This window comes from Pseudomonas putida, assembly GCF_026625125.1.
In the GTDB taxonomy this organism is placed as follows: Bacteria; Pseudomonadota; Gammaproteobacteria; order Pseudomonadales; family Pseudomonadaceae; genus Aquipseudomonas; species Aquipseudomonas putida_X.
Genome location: NZ_CP113097.1, coordinates 4,205,625 through 4,221,690, shown reverse-complemented (window position 1 = coordinate 4,221,690; position 16,066 = coordinate 4,205,625). Strand labels below are relative to the sequence as shown.

At 61.5% G+C, this 16,066-nt stretch carries 15 protein-coding genes; all 15 read left to right on the top strand.

All coding sequences use genetic code 11. The features are described 5' to 3' along the window. Positions 1 to 2: 2 nt before the first annotated feature. The 15 genes from OSW16_RS19400 to OSW16_RS19330 all read left to right on the top strand — a co-directional run bounded on the left by OSW16_RS19400 (position 3) and on the right by OSW16_RS19330 (position 15,968). Positions 3 to 737: a cephalosporin hydroxylase family protein gene (locus OSW16_RS19400; protein ID WP_267817740.1), complete on the top strand. Its 735-nt coding sequence runs from the start codon at positions 3 to 5 to the stop codon at positions 735 to 737. A gap of 54 nt (positions 738 to 791) precedes the next feature. Next, positions 792 to 3,689, top strand: a complete 2,898-nt coding sequence (locus tag OSW16_RS19395; protein ID WP_267817738.1) for a TIGR00180 family glycosyltransferase — start codon at positions 792 to 794, stop codon at positions 3,687 to 3,689. Positions 3,690 to 3,824: 135 nt separating this feature from the next. Beyond that, positions 3,825 to 4,826: a UDP-N-acetylglucosamine 4,6-dehydratase (inverting) gene (gene pseB / locus OSW16_RS19390; RefSeq protein ID WP_012315541.1), complete on the top strand. Its 1,002-nt coding sequence runs from the start codon at positions 3,825 to 3,827 to the stop codon at positions 4,824 to 4,826. Continuing rightward, positions 4,823 to 6,004 carry a UDP-4-amino-4,6-dideoxy-N-acetyl-beta-L-altrosamine transaminase gene (gene pseC / locus OSW16_RS19385; protein ID WP_267817735.1) on the top strand — a complete coding sequence of 394 codons (1,182 nt, stop codon included), beginning with the start codon at positions 4,823 to 4,825 and terminating at the stop codon, positions 6,002 to 6,004. Before pseB ends, pseC begins: the two co-directional genes overlap by 4 nt. After that, entirely contained in the window at positions 5,997 to 6,722 is a 726-nt protein-coding gene (gene pseF, locus OSW16_RS19380) for a pseudaminic acid cytidylyltransferase (RefSeq protein ID WP_267817733.1), read from the top strand. The genes pseC and pseF overlap by 8 nt, the downstream gene beginning before the upstream one ends. Next, a complete protein-coding gene (gene pseG, locus OSW16_RS19375) occupies positions 6,719 to 8,194 on the top strand; it encodes a UDP-2,4-diacetamido-2,4,6-trideoxy-beta-L-altropyranose hydrolase (protein ID WP_267817731.1) in 1,476 nt (491 codons plus the stop codon). Before pseF ends, pseG begins: the two co-directional genes overlap by 4 nt. 3 nt (positions 8,195 to 8,197) lie before the next feature. Then, positions 8,198 to 9,250 carry a pseudaminic acid synthase gene (gene pseI / locus OSW16_RS19370; RefSeq protein WP_267817729.1) on the top strand — a complete coding sequence of 351 codons (1,053 nt, stop codon included), beginning with the start codon at positions 8,198 to 8,200 and terminating at the stop codon, positions 9,248 to 9,250. Between the two features lie 280 nt (positions 9,251 to 9,530). Next, positions 9,531 to 10,475 carry a ketoacyl-ACP synthase III gene (locus tag OSW16_RS19365; protein WP_119689077.1) on the top strand — a complete coding sequence of 315 codons (945 nt, stop codon included), beginning with the start codon at positions 9,531 to 9,533 and terminating at the stop codon, positions 10,473 to 10,475. A gap of 53 nt (positions 10,476 to 10,528) precedes the next feature. Beyond that, a complete protein-coding gene (locus OSW16_RS19360) occupies positions 10,529 to 11,821 on the top strand; it encodes a motility associated factor glycosyltransferase family protein (RefSeq protein ID WP_267817724.1) in 1,293 nt (430 codons plus the stop codon). Then, on the top strand, positions 11,818 to 12,066 hold the full coding sequence (locus tag OSW16_RS19355) for a hypothetical protein (protein WP_241804586.1): 249 nt from the start codon (positions 11,818 to 11,820) through the stop codon (positions 12,064 to 12,066). The genes OSW16_RS19360 and OSW16_RS19355 overlap by 4 nt, the downstream gene beginning before the upstream one ends. Positions 12,067 to 12,284: 218 nt before the next feature. Continuing rightward, entirely contained in the window at positions 12,285 to 13,139 is an 855-nt protein-coding gene (locus tag OSW16_RS19350) for a flagellin domain-containing protein (protein ID WP_012315533.1), read from the top strand. A gap of 71 nt (positions 13,140 to 13,210) precedes the next feature. Beyond that, positions 13,211 to 13,564 carry a flagellar protein FlaG gene (locus OSW16_RS19345; protein WP_267817722.1) on the top strand — a complete coding sequence of 118 codons (354 nt, stop codon included), beginning with the start codon at positions 13,211 to 13,213 and terminating at the stop codon, positions 13,562 to 13,564. Positions 13,565 to 13,646: 82 nt separating this feature from the next. Further along, positions 13,647 to 15,062 carry a flagellar filament capping protein FliD gene (gene fliD / locus OSW16_RS19340; RefSeq protein ID WP_267817720.1) on the top strand — a complete coding sequence of 472 codons (1,416 nt, stop codon included), beginning with the start codon at positions 13,647 to 13,649 and terminating at the stop codon, positions 15,060 to 15,062. Between the two features lie 200 nt (positions 15,063 to 15,262). Continuing rightward, positions 15,263 to 15,658, top strand: coding sequence for a flagellar export chaperone FliS (gene fliS, locus OSW16_RS19335; RefSeq protein WP_241804583.1), 396 nt, complete (start codon positions 15,263 to 15,265; stop codon positions 15,656 to 15,658). A gap of 13 nt (positions 15,659 to 15,671) precedes the next feature. Next, a complete protein-coding gene (locus OSW16_RS19330; RefSeq protein ID WP_241804582.1) occupies positions 15,672 to 15,968 on the top strand; it encodes a flagellar protein FliT in 297 nt (98 codons plus the stop codon). Positions 15,969 to 16,066: the final 98 nt, after the last annotated feature.

Below are 16,066 nucleotides of genomic sequence, written 5' to 3'. Positions count from 1 at the left end.
CCATGACCGACACGCCGATCAAAGCCTTCGAAGCCGAGTGCAACGCGCAGATCGCCTCCCAGGGCGAAGACAAGGAGCTGCAGCAACTGTCTCGCGACTTCTTCAACAAGTCCGCCGAGCACAAGTACAGCTACCATTTTTCGTGGATGGGCCGGCCTATCATCCAGTTGCCCCAGGACATGATGGCGATGCAGGAGATCGTCTGGCAGGTCAAGCCTGACCTGATCATCGAGTGCGGCATCGCTCACGGCGGTTCGATCCTCTACTACGCCTCCCTGCTGGAGCTGCAGGGCCATGGTGAGGTGCTTGGCATCGACATCGACATCCGCCCGCACAACCGCCAGGCCATCGAGGCGCACCCGATGAGCAAGCGCGTGCGCATGATCGAAGGCTCGAGCATCGATGCCGACATCGCCGGGCAGGTCAGGGCGCTTGCCGAAGGCAAGAAGGTCGTCCTGGTGCTCGACTCCAACCACACGCATGAGCACGTGCTCAAGGAGTTGGAGCTGTATGCGCCGCTGGTGGCCGTGGGCAGTTACTGCGTGGTGATGGACACCGTGGTCGAGGACATGCCGGCAGACTTTTTCCCCGATCGCCCGTGGGGGCCTGGCGACAACCCCAAGACCGCAGTTTGGGAATACCTCAAGGGTAACGACAGCTTCGAAATCGACTATCAGCTGCAGAACAAGCTGCTGGTCACCGTGGCACCGGACGGCTACCTGCGCCGGGTTCGCTGAGACATTCAACAGAGTTCGATTTCTTCGGCGGCAACGCCAATGGTGGGTAAGACTATGCAAGGCAATTTCTCGGCAGACCAGGCAGCCACACTGCGCGAGCGGTTCACGCTGGTATTGATGACGCACAACCGGCCGGCGTTCCTGCAGCGCACGCTGCAGTATTACAGCGGCTATCGGTGCTCGATCCTCGTGCTGGATTCCTCGAGCGAATCTGCCGAGGTGATGGCCGCGCAGTACCCCGGCGTCGAGTACCTGCACCTGCCACAGTTTTCCTACCAGGGCTTCCAGGCCAAGCTGGCCTATGGTGTGGGCCGGGTGAACACGCCGTTCATGGCCTTCGCCGCTGATGACGATTTCCTGCTGTACGACGGGCTGAACCAGTCGCTGGACTTCCTTGAGGCCAACCCCGATTACGGCTTGTGCCATGGCTACTGTCTGAACTACCTGGCCGAAGCCACCCAGGTGAAGTACTACCGGCGTAACAAGAAGGTCCGTGAGGACTACAACGCTCCGCGCGCTGAACAGCGCCTGCTGGACTACATGGGTGAGTTCATCCCACCTTTCTTCGCTGTCACCCGCACTGCATTGCTGCGCCAGTGGTTTGAGCTGCTGCCCGAGGGCACGAGCTTCGAGTGGCAGGAGATCGGCCACGCGTACTTCCTGCTGACCAACGCCAAAGCGCGGATCCTGCCAATCCCCTACGCGGTACGTGAAACCAACTACGGTGTCTCCGAGCATCAGACCGAGGTCATTCATGTGCTGGCCTTCACCGACGCCAAGTCGGTGGCCGAGCGCGAACAGTTCGCCGACTTCCTTGCCGGCCTGCCGACCGCCATCGAGGGGCTGGACCACGAGGCGCGGCGCCAGCTGGCCCTGGACAGCTTTGCAGTCACTGCCGAGGGGCTGTTCAAAGGCCGGGCGATGACCCTGGAGCTGATCTGGGAGTCAAGCTGGACAGACCCGCTGAACCCGCCGGTGCGTACCTTCCAGCCGTCCCAGTACGTGGAAATGCCGTTCTACAACCAGGCATTCTTCGATCAGCTTACGGCACTGGAGTTTCTGATCCATGCCATGCCGGCCGGGCGCCTGCAGTTGCAGCAACTGGAGCCGCTGCTATTGCGCCAGGAACAGCTGCTGCTGGCACAGCCCAGCGACACTTCGGGCACCGTACGTACCCGCTTGTGGGAGGCACTGCAGTGCAACGCGTTCAACCGTGAGGTGGTGCGGCACCTGGCCGGACACCTGCGTGACAGTGATGAGACCGAGGAGAGCGAGGCGCTGTTCGCTTGGCTGGCACGGCTTGAAGGCGTATTGAAGCAAAGCGGTCGCGAACTGCTTGGGAGCATGCATTCGGGTCGCCTGCTCGACTGGCTGGAGGCGCGCAAGCCGGACACCGCCGCGCTAGCGACCATCAACGAGCACCTGGCGCTGCATCAGGGGGGGCCGCAGTTCGGCATCCTGCTGTTGGACCTGGACAACAACATGGCCAAACTCCAGGACACGTTCGACAGCCTGCTGGGCGGCCTGAGCAAGGCGTTCCGGATCATGGTCTTCACCACAGGCGAGCCGCCTGTGGCCACCTCGCTGCAGAACACCCTGCATTTCATCAAGGTCAGCCGCGAAGACTACGTCGAGCGGATCAACCAGATCGCCCGGCAGACGGCCTGCGAATGGCTGTTGCTGGCTGAGGCGGGTGACCGTTTCACCGCCACCGGTCTTTTGCGCGCCAGCCTCGAGCTGCTGAACGCTCCCGATTGCCGCGCGGTCGCGGTAGACGAGATCCAGCAACAGGCCGATGGTGCCTGGCGAGAGCTGCTGCGCCCGGGAGTAAACCTGGACCTGCTGCAGGCCAATCCCGCGCTGATGGCACGCCATTGGCTGCTGCGTCGGGAGGTGCTGGTGGAGGCGGGTGGCTTCGATAAGGACTTTGCCGAGGCGTTGGAGTTCGACCTGCTGCTGCGCCTGATCGAGCAGGGCGGCCTCAATGGGCTGGCCCATCTCGACGAGCCGATGCTGATCACCCCGGCACCGCAGGCCAAGGACAGCGAGCATGCCCGCCAGGCCTTGATGCGACACTTGGCCGGCCGGGGCTACAAGGCCCAGGTCAGTACGCCGCTGCCTGGCACCTTGCGTATCGACTACAGGCATGTCGAGCGGCCGCTGGTGAGCATCGTGCTGCGCAGCGAGGACAATCTGGACGAACTGCAGCGCTGCCTGAAGAGCATCCTGCAGCGCACTCGCTATGCGCGCTACGAGGTACTGATCGCCGACAACGCCAGTCAGTCACCGCAGTTGCTCGAATGGCTGGCGCAGCAGCAAGTTGGCAAGGTGCGCGTGCTGCAAAGTGCCGAGCGCCTGAGCGCGGCAGCGCTATGCAACGCTGCCAGTGCCGAGGCCAAGGGGCAATACCTGATATTGCTGGCGGCGGACGCCGAAGTGGTCAATGCCAACTGGATCGAAGCGTTGCTCAACCAGGCGCAGCGTCCGGAAGTAGGCGTGGTCGGTGCCAAGCTGCTCGATACTGACGGCAAGCTTGCCCAGGCGGGCTTGCTGCTGGACGCCGAAGGCGCAGTTGCGCCAGCTTTTGCCGGTGAGGCCGCAAATGCCATGGGTTACCTGAATCGGCTGGCGGTCGAGCAGAACTGTCCAGCGGTCTCGGCGAGCTGCCTGATGGTCCGTAGCGAAGTCTTCCGTGCTCTGGAGGGGCTCGACGAAACCACGTTCGCCCATGCCCATGGTGATGTCGACCTGTGCCTGAAAGCAGCCGCGGCCGGCCTGCTGACAGTCTGGACGCCACAGGTGCAGGTGATTCACCCCGGCGTGGTCGCCGAGGACGAGGCGGCGCTGGCGGCATTGCGCGCCAAATGGTCGGCGCAGTGGCAAGGTACAGTCCAAAGCCAGGTGCTTGCCCCCGGCAAGGCGGCACTGGACTGGGCCGGGCTGATCGCCTGACGCGGCACTGGCCTGCATCTTGCTTCGAGCTGGTTCATTGGGGGCGCGAGTCAGAAATCTGTACGCTGTGCGCCCTGCCTTACAGTGCAATCGGGCGCCTTCGTCAGCTGACGGCGCCGCCCCTAGGAACCAGGTATGTTCGACGACAAGTCCATTTTCATCTCCGGGGGGACCGGATCGTTCGGGCGCCGCTTCATCGAGCGGTTGCTTGAGCGCTACCGCCCACGGCGCGTCGTGGTGTTCTCCCGCGACGAGTTGAAACAGTATGAGATGCAGCAGCGTTTCAACGCGCCGTGCATGCGCTATTTCCTGGGCGATGTCCGTGATGCCGAGCGCGTGCGCCAGGCCATGCGCGGTATCGACTATGTGGTTCATGCCGCCGCGCTCAAGCATGTGCCCGCGGCCGAGTACAACCCCACCGAATGCATCCGCACCAACGTCAATGGTGCCGAAAACATCATCGCCGCGGCGATCGAGAATGGCGTGCAGAAGGTCGTCGCACTGTCCACCGACAAGGCGGCCAGCCCGATCAACCTGTATGGTGCGACCAAGCTGCTGTCCGACAAGCTGTTCGTGGCCGCCAACAATTTTGCCGGCCAACAGGACACCCGCTTTGCGGTTGTGCGCTATGGCAATGTGGCGGGCTCCCGGGGCTCGGTGGTGCCATTCTTCAAGCGCCTGATCGAGGAGGGTGCCCGCGAGCTCCCCGTCACTGACCCGCGGATGACGCGCTTCTGGATCACCCTCGACCATGGCGTACAGTTCGTGCTCGACAGCTTTGCCCGCATGCACGGGGGGGAAGTGTTCGTGCCCAAGATCCCGTCCATTCGCATCGTCGACCTGGCCCGCGGCATGGCCGGGCACTTGCCGCAGAACGTGGTCGGCATCCGCCCGGGGGAAAAGCTGCACGAACTGATGATCCCACTGGACGATGCGCGGATGACCCTCGAGTTTGGTGATCATTTCACCATCGTTCCGTCGATCCGTTTCAACCATACGGATGTTGATTTTGCGGTCGATTGCGTGGGTGAAACCGGGCGTTGGGTTGCCGAGGATTTCGAGTACCGTTCCGATACCAATCCCGCCTTCCTCACCGTAGACCAGCTGGCAGACCTGCACGCAGGGTTGCCGGCATGATCCCCTATGGTCGGCAGAGCATCGATCAGGCTGATATCGCCGCGGTCGTCGAGGTGCTGCAATCCGACTGGCTGACTCAGGGACCACTGATCGAGCGCTTCGAGCAGGGCATCGCCCAGCGTTGTGGCGCAACGCACGCGGTAGCTGTGTGCAACGCCACTGCGGGGCTGCACCTTGCCTGTCTCGCCGCCGGCCTGGGGAGCGGGGACTGGCTGTGGACCAGCCCCATCAGTTTCGTTGCATCAGCTAACTGCGGGCGCTACTGCGGTGCGGGTGTCGATTTCGTCGACATCGACCCGCACACCTGGACTATCGACGCCCAAGCACTTGCGCTGAAACTTGAGCAGGCCGCCCGGGAAGGTCGCCTGCCCAAGGTGGTAGTCGCCGTGGCCTTTGCCGGGCAAAGCGCCGACATGCGTTCGATCGCGGCGCTAGCCCGGCAGTATGGCTTTACCCTTATCGAGGATGCTGCCCACGCGGTCGGCGCGCGTTACGCGGGTAAGGCGGTCGGCTGTGGCGAATATGCCGACATGACGGTGTTCAGCTTTCACCCGGTAAAGATCATCACCACGGCCGAGGGCGGCATGGTGCTTACCGCGCGTGCGGATCTGGCCCTGCGTTTGCGCAGGCTGCGCAGTCATGGGATCACCCGTGACCCGGGTCAAATGACCGAAGAAAGCCATGGCGCCTGGTACTACCAGCAACTTGAACTGGGCTTCAACTATCGCATCACCGACCTGCAAGCTGCCCTGGGGCTGTCTCAACTGACTCGGCTGGATGCGTTCCTTGCCCGTCGCCGTGAGTTGGCGGCTCGTTATCAGCGCTTGCTGGCTGACCTGCCCGTGAGCGTCCAGGCGCCTCAGCAGGGCGCCGAATCTGCGTGGCATCTGTTCGTGGTGCGCCTTAAGGGCGATCGTCTCCAGGGTTCACACCGGGAGATTTTCGATGGTATGCGGGCTGCAGGAGTTGGGGTCAACCTTCATTACATTCCCATTCATCTGCAACCCTATTACCGCGATCTGGGCTTCAATCCGGGCGATTTTCCGCAGGCTGAAAGTTACTATGCCCAAGCCCTGAGCCTGCCAATGTTCCCAGAGCTGACTGACGCTCAGCAAGATCATGTGATCGACAGTCTGCGTGGGTTGCTGCAGGTTCCGGTGGGCTGCGTCCATGCCTGAGCGAATGGAAATCAGTGTCGCGATCATCCCGGCCCGTGGAGGCAGCAAGCGGATCCTGCGCAAGAACCTCAAGATGTTCGCAGGGCTGCCGATTATTGCCCACTCGATCCGCGTGGCACTGGCCAGTGGCTTGTTCGAACAGGTGGTGGTCAGCACCGACGACCCGGAAATAGAGGCGGTGGCACGGGAATACGGTGCACAGGTGCCGTTCCGTCGGCCGGCGCACCTGGCTGACGATCATGCCACCACCCAGGCCGTGGTCAGCCACGCCCTGCAGGAGCTGGCCAGCCAAGGCCAGGTCCTGACCCATGCCTGTTGCATCTACGCCACTGCGCCTTTCGTACAGCAGCGTTACTTGCAGCAGGGGTTGGCGTTGTTGCGGCAACACCCTGAGCGCTCTTTCGCTTTTTCGGTGAGCAGCTTCGGTTTCCCGGTCCAGCGGGCGCTATCACTCGATGACCAAGGTGCGCTGGTACCTCTATATCCACAGTATCGTGATACCCGGTCTCAGGACCTGGCGCCGGCCTATCAGGATGCCGGCCAATTTTACTGGGGGCGGGTGCAGGCCTGGCTGCAGAACGAGGCTCTTCATTCCGAACGGAGCTTGCCAGTGATCATCCCTCGGCATCTGGTTCAGGACATCGACACCGAGGAAGACTGGTTGCGCGCACAGTACCTGTACGCAGCGCTCAGGGCTGGCGGAGAGCTGGCGCCATGAAGGTGCTGGTACGTGCTGATGCCTCTTCATCGATTGGCGTCGGCCACACGGCGCGCTGCCTGACGCTGGGCAAGGCCCTCCGAGAGCTCGGTGCGCAGGTAAGCTTTGCCTGTTGCCTGCTTGACGGTCATCGCCGGGCCGCCATCGAGCAGGAGGGTTTCAAGGTCTTTGCATGGCCGCAGCGCGAGGAAAAACCGGGCATCGAACCCTGGGCTGCGGATGTCGCGGCGCTGCGTGATGTGCTGCCGGCACAGGCCCGATTCGACTGGCTGGTCGTCGATCATTACGCCTTGGACGCCCGCTGGGAGCAGGCAGCCCGGGCGTTCGCCCGGCGCATCGCGGTCATCGATGACCTGGCTGATCGTGATCATGCCGCCGACCTGCTGCTGGATCAGAATTTCAGTGCCAGCGAGGCGCTCTACGCGCCGCGGCTGGCAACGGAGTGCCGGCGCTTGCTGGGGCCACGCTATGCGCTGGTGGGGCCGGCGTTTCAGGGGGTGGCGATATCGCCGCCCCTGCAGGCAAGAAGGGTGCTGGTGAGTTTCGGTGGCTACGATGTGGCTGGCATGCTGCCCAAGACCTTGCAGGCGCTGTCCGGGCTGGAAGGGTTGCAGGTCACCTGCATCGCTGGGCTCAGGCATCGGCAGGGTGAGTTGCTGGCCCAGTTGTGCAACGCGCGGGCGGGTTGGGAGCTGCATGACTATGTCGACGATCTGCCAATGCGGATGGCTGCGGCAGACTTGTTCATCGGCGCCGGAGGCGGTACTACCTGGGAGCGCGCCGCGCTGGGCTTGCCGAGCCTGTGCGTGAGCGTGGCAGACAACCAGCGGGCCAATGCCCAGGCCATGGCTCGGGCGGGCATGCACCTTTACCTGGGGGAGGCTGGGCAGGTCCAGGTGCCTGCGCTGCGCCAGGCGATTGCCCTGTTGCTGATCAATCAGGCACTGCGCCAGAGCTTCGCCGAGCGCAGTCGGGCACTGGTCGATGGCCTGGGGGCGCAGCGGGTGGCGGTGGCCTTGCTGGGGGAAGGGCTTGCGCTACGTCCGGCTCGCAGTGAAGACGCGCGGCTGTTGTTCGACGGGCGCAACGCGCCTGAGGTACGGCGCCGTTCGCAGCAGGCGCGGGAGCTGGACTGGGCGGGGCATCTGGCCTGGCTGGCTGCTACGCTGGCTGATCGGCAGCGTTTGCTGCTGATCGCCGAGACAGCCGACGGGCCGGTGGGCTGTGTTCGCTACGACCGCTTGCCCGGGCAGCGGGCGAAGGTGTCGTTGTATCTCTTCGCGGGGCGTTGCGGGCTGGGTTGGGGCAGAGCGTTGCTCGCCCGTGGCGAGGCCTGCGTGCGTGAGTTCTGGCCGGACCTGCGTGCGATCGAGGCCCAGGTGCTGCCCGACAATCAGGCGTCATTGCAATTATTCGCGGGTGCCGGCTTCGCTCAGTCGCCGTGCTCGTTCGAGCGGGTATTCCAGGAGTAGCCCATGAACAGATTCAACATCGGGCACCGCTGTGTCGGCCCGGACCAGCCACCGCTGGTGATCGCGGAGATGAGTGGCAATCACAACCAGTCGCTGGCCCGGGCACTGGAGATCGTCGAAGCGGCCGCCGCCGCCGGCGCCCATGCGCTGAAGCTGCAGACCTACACTGCCGACACCATGACCCTGGACCTGGCGCATGGTGAGTTTTTCATCGCCGACCCGAACAGCCTCTGGTCTGGCTCATCGTTGTATACGCTGTACGAAAAGGCCCATACCCCCTGGGAGTGGCACCCAGCGATCTTCAAGCGCGCTCGTGAACTGGGCATGCTGGTGTTCTCCACGCCGTTCGACGAAACGTCGGTGGATTTCCTCGAAAGCCTGGATGTGCCGGCCTACAAGATCGCCAGCTTCGAGAACACCGATCTGCCGCTGATACGCAAAGTGGCGGCCACTGGTAAACCTATGATCATTTCCACCGGCATGGCCAGCCTCGCGGAACTCGAACGTACCGTGCGGGTGGCGCGCGAAGGAGGGTGTCGCGACCTGGTACTGCTCAAGTGCACCAGTACCTACCCGGCCAGCCCGCAGAACAGCAACGTACTGACCATCCCGCACATGCGCGAGCTCTTCGGTTGCCAGGTCGGGCTGTCGGATCACTCCATGGGGGTTGGGGTTGCGGTGGCGGCAGTGGCCCTGGGGGCGACGGTGGTGGAAAAGCACTTCACGCTTGACCGTGCCGATGGCGGCGTGGATGCGGCATTTTCCCTGGAACCCCAGGAAATGGCAGCGCTGGTGCTGGAAACCGAGCGTGCCTGGCAGTCGCTGGGGCGGGTGCACTATGGCGCGACCCAGGCCGAGGAGGCCTCGCGGCGTTTCCGCCGCTCGCTGTATGTAGTGCGTGACATGGCTGCTGGCGAGATCTTCGACCGTAGCAACGTGCGCGCCATCCGCCCAGGTTTGGGGCTGGCGCCAGGCCATCTCGATGCGGTGCTTGGCCGCAAGGCCAGGCAACCACTCAAGCGCGGTACGCCCCTGGACTGGCAACTGCTCGACTGAAAGTTGGCTCCAGCCGGGGCCAGGTTTGCCCTGCATGGCAAACTCGCAAGCGCTATGACGACGTGACGCGGCCAGGCAAAATATGCGATTGTCTTGAAATATTCGTGACCTATCGGTCAGAGCGGGCATCTCCTTCTGTAACCGTTAATGGGGCAGGTGTGCAATTGCCGCCTGCCACCCTGCCTGTCGCCACTCCACCTGGGCGGCAGATCCCGTTCTTCAGGCGCCGCTCGAGTCATCCGGGCGGTGGTATTGAGCTGTTATTTATTGGGAAGCCATGATGATCGGCATTAAAAGCATCGCGAGCTATGTGCCCGCTTCCGGCCTGGACAACTATGTACAAGGCGCGAAATTCGGCAAGGACGAAGAGTTCATGTTCGGCAAGATCGGCGCAAGCTTCCTGCCGCGCAAGGACGATGAGCAGGAGACTTCCGATCTGTGTGTCGAAGCGGTCAACAACCTGTTCGCCGCTAACCCGCAACTCAAGCGCGAGGCGATCGATGCGCTGATCGTCGTCACCCAGAACGGTGACGAGGAAGGCTTGCCTCACACCGCTGCCATCGTCCAGCACAAACTCGGTCTGCCGACCCATGTCGCGGCCTTCGACATTTCCCTGGGCTGCTCCGGCTACGTCTATGGCATTTACGCGCTCAAAGGCTTCATGGAAGCCGCAGGCCTGAAGAATGGCCTGCTGGTGACGGCTGATCCGTACTCCAAGATCGTCAACACAGAAGACCGCAATACCACCATGTTGTTCGGCGACGCGGCCACTGCCACCTGGATGGGTGAGGGCGCTACCTGGCAACTGGGCAAGGCGAAGTTCGGTACCGATGGTGCTGGTGCGCCGCACCTGAAGGTGACTGATGGCGAGTTCTTCATGAACGGTCGTCAGGTCTTCAACTTCGCTCTGATCAAGGTGCCGGCGCATCTGCATGAGCTGCTGCGCGAGTCAGGGCTGGAGAACAAGGATATCGACGCCTTCTGCATCCATCAGGGCAGTGCGGCGATCGTCGATGCCGTGGCACGACGCTTCGAGGAAGACCCGGAAAAGTCCCAGGCCGACAAGTTCATCAAGGACATGCTGGAGACCGGTAATACCGTGTCATCGAGCGTTCCGCTGCTGTTGCAGAAACACATGTTCGACAGTGCCTGGAAGCGCGTGGCCATTAGCGGCTTCGGTGTCGGCCTGTCGTGGGGCTCGGCGGTTCTCTACAAGGCTGAATAAGCGCTGCCAGTCGGGTACTCTTCGGTGTTTCGCAGGTAAGGGAAGCTCAACCCATGAGCGAGTTTTTCCAGCGTAACGCTGAAGTGCTGCAGGCCCGCTGGCCGGCACTGTACGAGCGCCTGCAAGGCGAGGCGTGTAGTGCGCTCGAGGTCGAGCTGGTGGAGGGGCTGGGGTCTACCCTGAGCGTGTGTGGCATCCAGCTCACAAGTCGTCACGATCGTATTGCCGAGGCTCGCCTGCAGGCCGCGAGCCTGCCTGAAGACAGTTCCACTCTTCATCTCTATGGCAGTGGGCTGGGTGACTTGCAGCGTGTGCTGCTGGAGCGGCCTGGGCTCGTGCGGTTGCAGGTGTACCTGCTCAATGGCGCACTGTTCCAGCTGGTGCTGCAACTGCTGGATCAGTCCGACTGGCTTGCCGACCCGCGCGTCGAACTGGCCTATGCCGGCGACAGCGCGGAAATCGCCTTGCCGTTCTTCGCCTTGCCTTCCGAACGGGTGCTGGCCGATGACTTCAATGCGAAGGTGCGCGACCGTCTGATCAGCGAGGCCCACCTGGCAGACAGCAATCGCGCTTTCGATGTGGCCGACCCGCGCTTGCAGAAGCTGCTCGAAGACAGTTTGCCATTGCTGCGTCTCGACCCCGATGTGGCCACGCTGTTCGGTAGCCAGGCCGGGCGTGACTGCTATGTGATTGCCACCGGGCCAACCTTGGCCGGGCACCTGCCTGCGTTGGCAAGGGTGCGCGCTCAGGCCGAGCGGCCACTGTTCATCTGCGTCGACACCGCTTATATCCCCCTGCTGCGCGCCGGAATCCAGCCTGACATCGTGGTCAGTGTCGACCATAAAATCCGCCTCCATCACTTGCCGCCGCAAGACTCGGCTGCGACCACTCTGGTCTACATGCCGATGCTGGACGTCGAGCTGCTCGGTAATTGGCGTGGGCCACGCTACACAGCCTATTCCGGCAGTGCGCTGTATGCACAGGTGCGCCAAGCCATACCGCGCGCCGAGTTGTTCGTTGGGGGAAGCGTGATTCACCCTGCTACGGACCTGGCTGTGAAGATGGGGGCCGTGCGCATTACGTTTTTCGGCGCTGATTTCGCCTTCCCGGGTGGTCGCACCCACACAGGCTGGGACGATGGCGTACTCGGCCCGGCGATTGCGGCGGCGCAGCACTGGGTGCTGGATGGCCATGGCCAGCGGGCGCGTACCCAGCTCAATTTCCGCAGTTACCTGATCGAGCTTGAGCGGTTCATTGCGCGCCATCCCCAGGTGCGGTTCCACAACACCAGTCGTGCCGGCGCGCACATCGCCGGCACCACTTTCGATCCGGAGTTCTGTTCATGAATGCTGCCGATCAAGGGCGCGCGGCCCGCGAATGCGCCGCGCTGTTACGCCTTGGGCGGGATGTGGAGGCGGCGTTGCGTATGGTCGAGCTGTTCGATGAGGTATTGCCGCAGGTCGATCCAAAAGCGGGGGCGGTGGTCATGCAGGCCATGCTCGATGCCCAGCAGCGCCAGGACTGGCTGGCGCTGGCCGATTACCTCGAATATGAGCTGCTGCATCTGATCGAGCAGGCGGCGTCGCGCTGAAATGTGATCTGTATCACACTCTGTGGTTGGCGAAAATATCGCACGGCAGGGCTGCAAAGCCCGGTTTGTAAGGGGGTGGCGTGGTGATGGCATTTTTTTTTGGAAAAGCCCTAAAGCAACTTGCAAACCCGACGATAACCATTACGAAGGTTCTCTAGGCCACACCCGGCGGACGCCAGGGCCGGAAGCCGCAGTATCCATCCAACGAGGAATTCGTCATGGCTTTAACCGTAAACACCAACACCACTTCGCTGGGCGTGCAGAAGAACCTGAACAAAGCTTCCGACGCGCTGAGCACTTCGATGACTCGCCTGTCTTCCGGCCTGCGTATCAACAGCGCTAAAGACGATGCTGCTGGTCAGCAGATCGCCAACAAGCTGCAGACCATGGTTACCGGTACCACCGTTGCCATCAAGAACGCCAACGACGGTAACTCGATCACCCAGACCGCTGAAGGCGCGCTGTCGGAAATCACCAACATCCTGCAGCGTATGCGTGAACTGGCTCTGCAGGCACGTAACGACTCCAACGGCACCACTGAACGCGCTGCTCTGAACAAAGAATTCGCGGCCAAGTCCGACGAGATCACTCGTATCGCGACCTCCACCACCTTCGGTACCAGCAAGCAACTGCTGAACGGCACCGCTGGCACCATGGAGTTCCAGGTTGGCGCGATGACTGGTACCAGCCAGATCCTGAGCGTTTCGATGACTTCCTCGTTCGCTGCTTCGACCCTGGCTGTCGGCACTGGCACCCTGGCGATCTCGGGTACTTCCGACTCCGCCGTTCACACCTCCGTCGACGCCGCCATTACCGCGATCGACGCTGCTCTGCAGACCGTTGACACCAAGAAGTCGGACCTGGGTGCTATCCAGAACCGCTTCCAGTCGACCATCAACAACCTGCAAAGCATGAACGAAAACTCGGCTGCCGCCATGGGCCGAGTTCAGGACACCGACTTCGCCGCAGAAACCGCTCAGCTGACCAAGCAGCAGACCCTGCAGCAAGCTTCGACCTCTGTTCTGGCTCAGGCTAACCAGCTGCCATCCGCCGTACTGAAACTGCTTCAGTAATAGCGCGATGAAGTTTGGCGAGGGAGTGCTCATGCGCTCTCTCGCTTTTTACTTTTTAAAGGTGATGTGCGATGGACATAAGCGTCAAGTCAAGCCCGTCGTATCCGGTGTCGTCGCTGGTTGGCAACACCGAGCACAATACAGCTGCTGACAAGGTTTCAGGTCAGTTGCGCAAGACATTGCAGCAAGACGCTCCCAAGAGCGAGGCCGAGTTACATTCGGCCGTCAAGGAAATTCAAGATTTTGTCCAGTCGTTGCAGCGCAACCTGGAATTTTCGGTGGATGATTCCACCGGAAGGTGGGTCGTCAAGGTCGTTGCCCGCGATAGCGGTGAGGTGATCCGTCAGATCCCGTCGGAAACAGCGCTCGAACTGGCCCGAAGCCTGCAAGATTTCAACAGTCTGCTCTTCGATGAGAAAGCCTGAAAGCTGGTCGGTCAGTTGAATTGTTACGCCGGCGCTGATGAGGAAACTCTGCGTTTGGGCGTTAACCAGTAAGGAGGATGTAATGGCAAGTCCAATTCTACCGAGTTTGGGGCTGGGTTCCGGTCTCGATACCTCGGCCATTGTGAAGGCCCTGGTTGATGCCGAAAAGACTCCCAAGCAGAGCCAGCTCGACCGCCGCACGTCGGCGAACACCGCATCGATTTCGGCGGTGGGTAGCCTCAAAAGTGCGTTGACCGCCTACAAGACGGCGCTGGAGAAGCTTAACGACAGTGCCAACCCTGCGTTTCTCGGGTCCACGGCAGCCTCCTCCAACGACAAGTACGTCAAGGCCACTGCCGGCAGTGCGGCGGTCAACGGGAGCTACTCGATCCAGGTTACGCAGCTGGCCACGGCGTCGCGCGTAGCCAGTCAGCGCTTCACCGACAGTAGCTCGGTCGTTTCCGCCAGTGGCGGTACGTTGACCATCACCCAGAATAGCGTCGACTTAGATGTGACCATTCCGGCCAACGCTACGCTGCAGCAGGCGCGTGATGCGATCAACGCCCAGGCGGGTGGCAAGGGCTTCACCGCCAACATCGTTAACGACGGTACCGGTTCGCGGTTGGTGTTGAGCTCCGAAACCATGGGCGAAGGTTCGGATATCTCTACCTCGGGAATCGCTGATTTGACCATCGACCCGACAACGCAGATGACCGACGCGGGTGGTGCTGGCCGTATTGGCGATGTCGCAAAAGATGCCGAGTTCGATATCGATGGCATGAAGCTCACCAGCAAGTCGAACAAGGTCGATAACGCGATCAGTGGCATGACTTTCGAGCTGCTGTCCAAGACCGAAACGCTCAGCCCGGTCAGCGTCACCGTGGCTGCCAACACTGAGGGCCTGAAAAAGTCGGTGCAGTCGTTCGTCGATGCCTATAACGCGTTGGTGAATACGATAAACAGTGTGAGTGTGTCGACCAAGGCGGCAGACGGCAGCTGGAACACTCCGGCTCTGTCGGGTGACCCGGCAGTGCGCAGCATGCTGTCGGCCATGCGTAATGAGCTGGTGGTCTCCGGTACCGGTGGTTCGGGGCAATTGACGGTACTTTCGCAGTTGGGGATCAATACCGCTCAGAGTAGCGGCCTGCTGGAGTTCGACAGCACCAAGTTCACCAAGGCGATCAATGATCAGAAGCTTGGTGGCGAGGTGCAGAACCTGTTCAATGGCGACGGCGGCTTGCTCGATCGCATGGTCAAGACCATGGAGCCGTTCTCCGCGTCTGGTGGTGTGCTGGATGAGCGCAACAAGTCGCTTGAGGTTGCCAAGAAAAGCCTGACCATGGAGCAGAGCTCTTTGGATGCCCGCATCAAGGACCTGGAGGCGTCATTGACCAAGAAGTACAACACCATGGACACCTTGGTCGGGCAACTCAATGCTCAGCGCGACAGTGTCGTTTCCATCTTTGAAGCGATGGCAGCACAGCAGAAGAACTCCTGATCGGCCATGGGCTACATGGCAGGTCTGCGGCATCACGCTGTGCGATGCCGCGCCCGTGCTACGATTTACGCAAGACAAACAAACGCCAAAAGCCCGACGAGGCGTGACGCTCAGTCGGGCATTTTTGTATTCTTCCTAAAGTTTTTTGACGCCGCGCCGATAGCCCGGTCATACAGCAACCCTGCGGTGACGAGGTACCCATGAATCCAATGTTAGCCCTTCGGCAGTACCAGAAGATTGGCGCCCAGGCGCAGACCTCCGAAGCGAGCCCGCATCGCCTGGTGCAGATGCTGATGGAAGGTGGTCTGGACCGTATTGCCCAGGCCAGCGGCGCGATGCAGCGCAAGGATATCGCCGGCAAAGGCATCGCGATCGGCAAGGCTATTGGCATCATTGGTGGCCTGCGCGAAGGTTTGGATCGTGACAACATGACCGACGAGCTCATTCGTCTCGATGGTCTCTACCTGTATATGACTCGCCGTCTGAGTGAGGCCAATATCCAGAATGATCCGGCGATTCTGGATGAGGTCAGGGACTTGCTGAGCACTGTCAAGGAAGGCTGGGACGCCATCGCTCCGCAGTCGATGGTTCCCTGACCCGGGAGGTTTCATGAGTAAGGTGATCGAGGGTATCGAGCGGACCCGCAGCGCGTTGCTTGCTGCGTTGGCCAGTCGTGACTGGGAAGCGGTAGGGGAGCTTGACCTGAAGTGTCGTCTTTGTATCGAGGAGGTTCTGGCCGAAGCGCTCAGCAATGAAGACGCGGTACGCTCAAGTCTTGAGGGCCTACTGGCGGTCTACGGGCAGTTAATTGATGTTGCAAGCGGTGAACGTCAATCTATAGTCGATGAGATGACGCAAATCCGTCAGGCGAAAAGTGCCGCCAAGGTATACCATCTGTTCACTTGACCACAGATGTCCTAAAAGCCGTGCGCCATTAATTTGACTGCATACTTTTTTTTGACTTTACTAGTGGCTGTTTTCGAATTTCAGACGTCCGAACACTG

What these genes read in the sequence shown, in the direction of transcription:
- pseB (WP_012315541.1), top strand. Translation starts at nt 3,825, where the DNA reads ATGTTCGACGACAAGTCCATTTTCATCTCCGGGGGGACCGGATCGTTC.
- OSW16_RS19350 (WP_012315533.1), top strand. Translation starts at nt 12,285, where the DNA reads ATGGCTTTAACCGTAAACACCAACACCACTTCGCTGGGCGTGCAGAAG.
- fliD (WP_267817720.1), top strand. Translation starts at nt 13,647, where the DNA reads ATGGCAAGTCCAATTCTACCGAGTTTGGGGCTGGGTTCCGGTCTCGAT.
- pseC (WP_267817735.1), top strand. Translation starts at nt 4,823, where the DNA reads ATGATCCCCTATGGTCGGCAGAGCATCGATCAGGCTGATATCGCCGCG.
- OSW16_RS19345 (WP_267817722.1), top strand. Translation starts at nt 13,211, where the DNA reads ATGGACATAAGCGTCAAGTCAAGCCCGTCGTATCCGGTGTCGTCGCTG.
- OSW16_RS19330 (WP_241804582.1), top strand. Translation starts at nt 15,672, where the DNA reads ATGAGTAAGGTGATCGAGGGTATCGAGCGGACCCGCAGCGCGTTGCTT.
- OSW16_RS19400 (WP_267817740.1), top strand. Translation starts at nt 3, where the DNA reads ATGACCGACACGCCGATCAAAGCCTTCGAAGCCGAGTGCAACGCGCAG.
- fliS (WP_241804583.1), top strand. Translation starts at nt 15,263, where the DNA reads ATGAATCCAATGTTAGCCCTTCGGCAGTACCAGAAGATTGGCGCCCAG.
- pseI (WP_267817729.1), top strand. Translation starts at nt 8,198, where the DNA reads ATGAACAGATTCAACATCGGGCACCGCTGTGTCGGCCCGGACCAGCCA.
- OSW16_RS19355 (WP_241804586.1), top strand. Translation starts at nt 11,818, where the DNA reads ATGAATGCTGCCGATCAAGGGCGCGCGGCCCGCGAATGCGCCGCGCTG.
- pseG (WP_267817731.1), top strand. Translation starts at nt 6,719, where the DNA reads ATGAAGGTGCTGGTACGTGCTGATGCCTCTTCATCGATTGGCGTCGGC.
- OSW16_RS19360 (WP_267817724.1), top strand. Translation starts at nt 10,529, where the DNA reads ATGAGCGAGTTTTTCCAGCGTAACGCTGAAGTGCTGCAGGCCCGCTGG.
- OSW16_RS19365 (WP_119689077.1), top strand. Translation starts at nt 9,531, where the DNA reads ATGATCGGCATTAAAAGCATCGCGAGCTATGTGCCCGCTTCCGGCCTG.
- pseF (WP_267817733.1), top strand. Translation starts at nt 5,997, where the DNA reads ATGCCTGAGCGAATGGAAATCAGTGTCGCGATCATCCCGGCCCGTGGA.
- OSW16_RS19395 (WP_267817738.1), top strand. Translation starts at nt 792, where the DNA reads ATGCAAGGCAATTTCTCGGCAGACCAGGCAGCCACACTGCGCGAGCGG.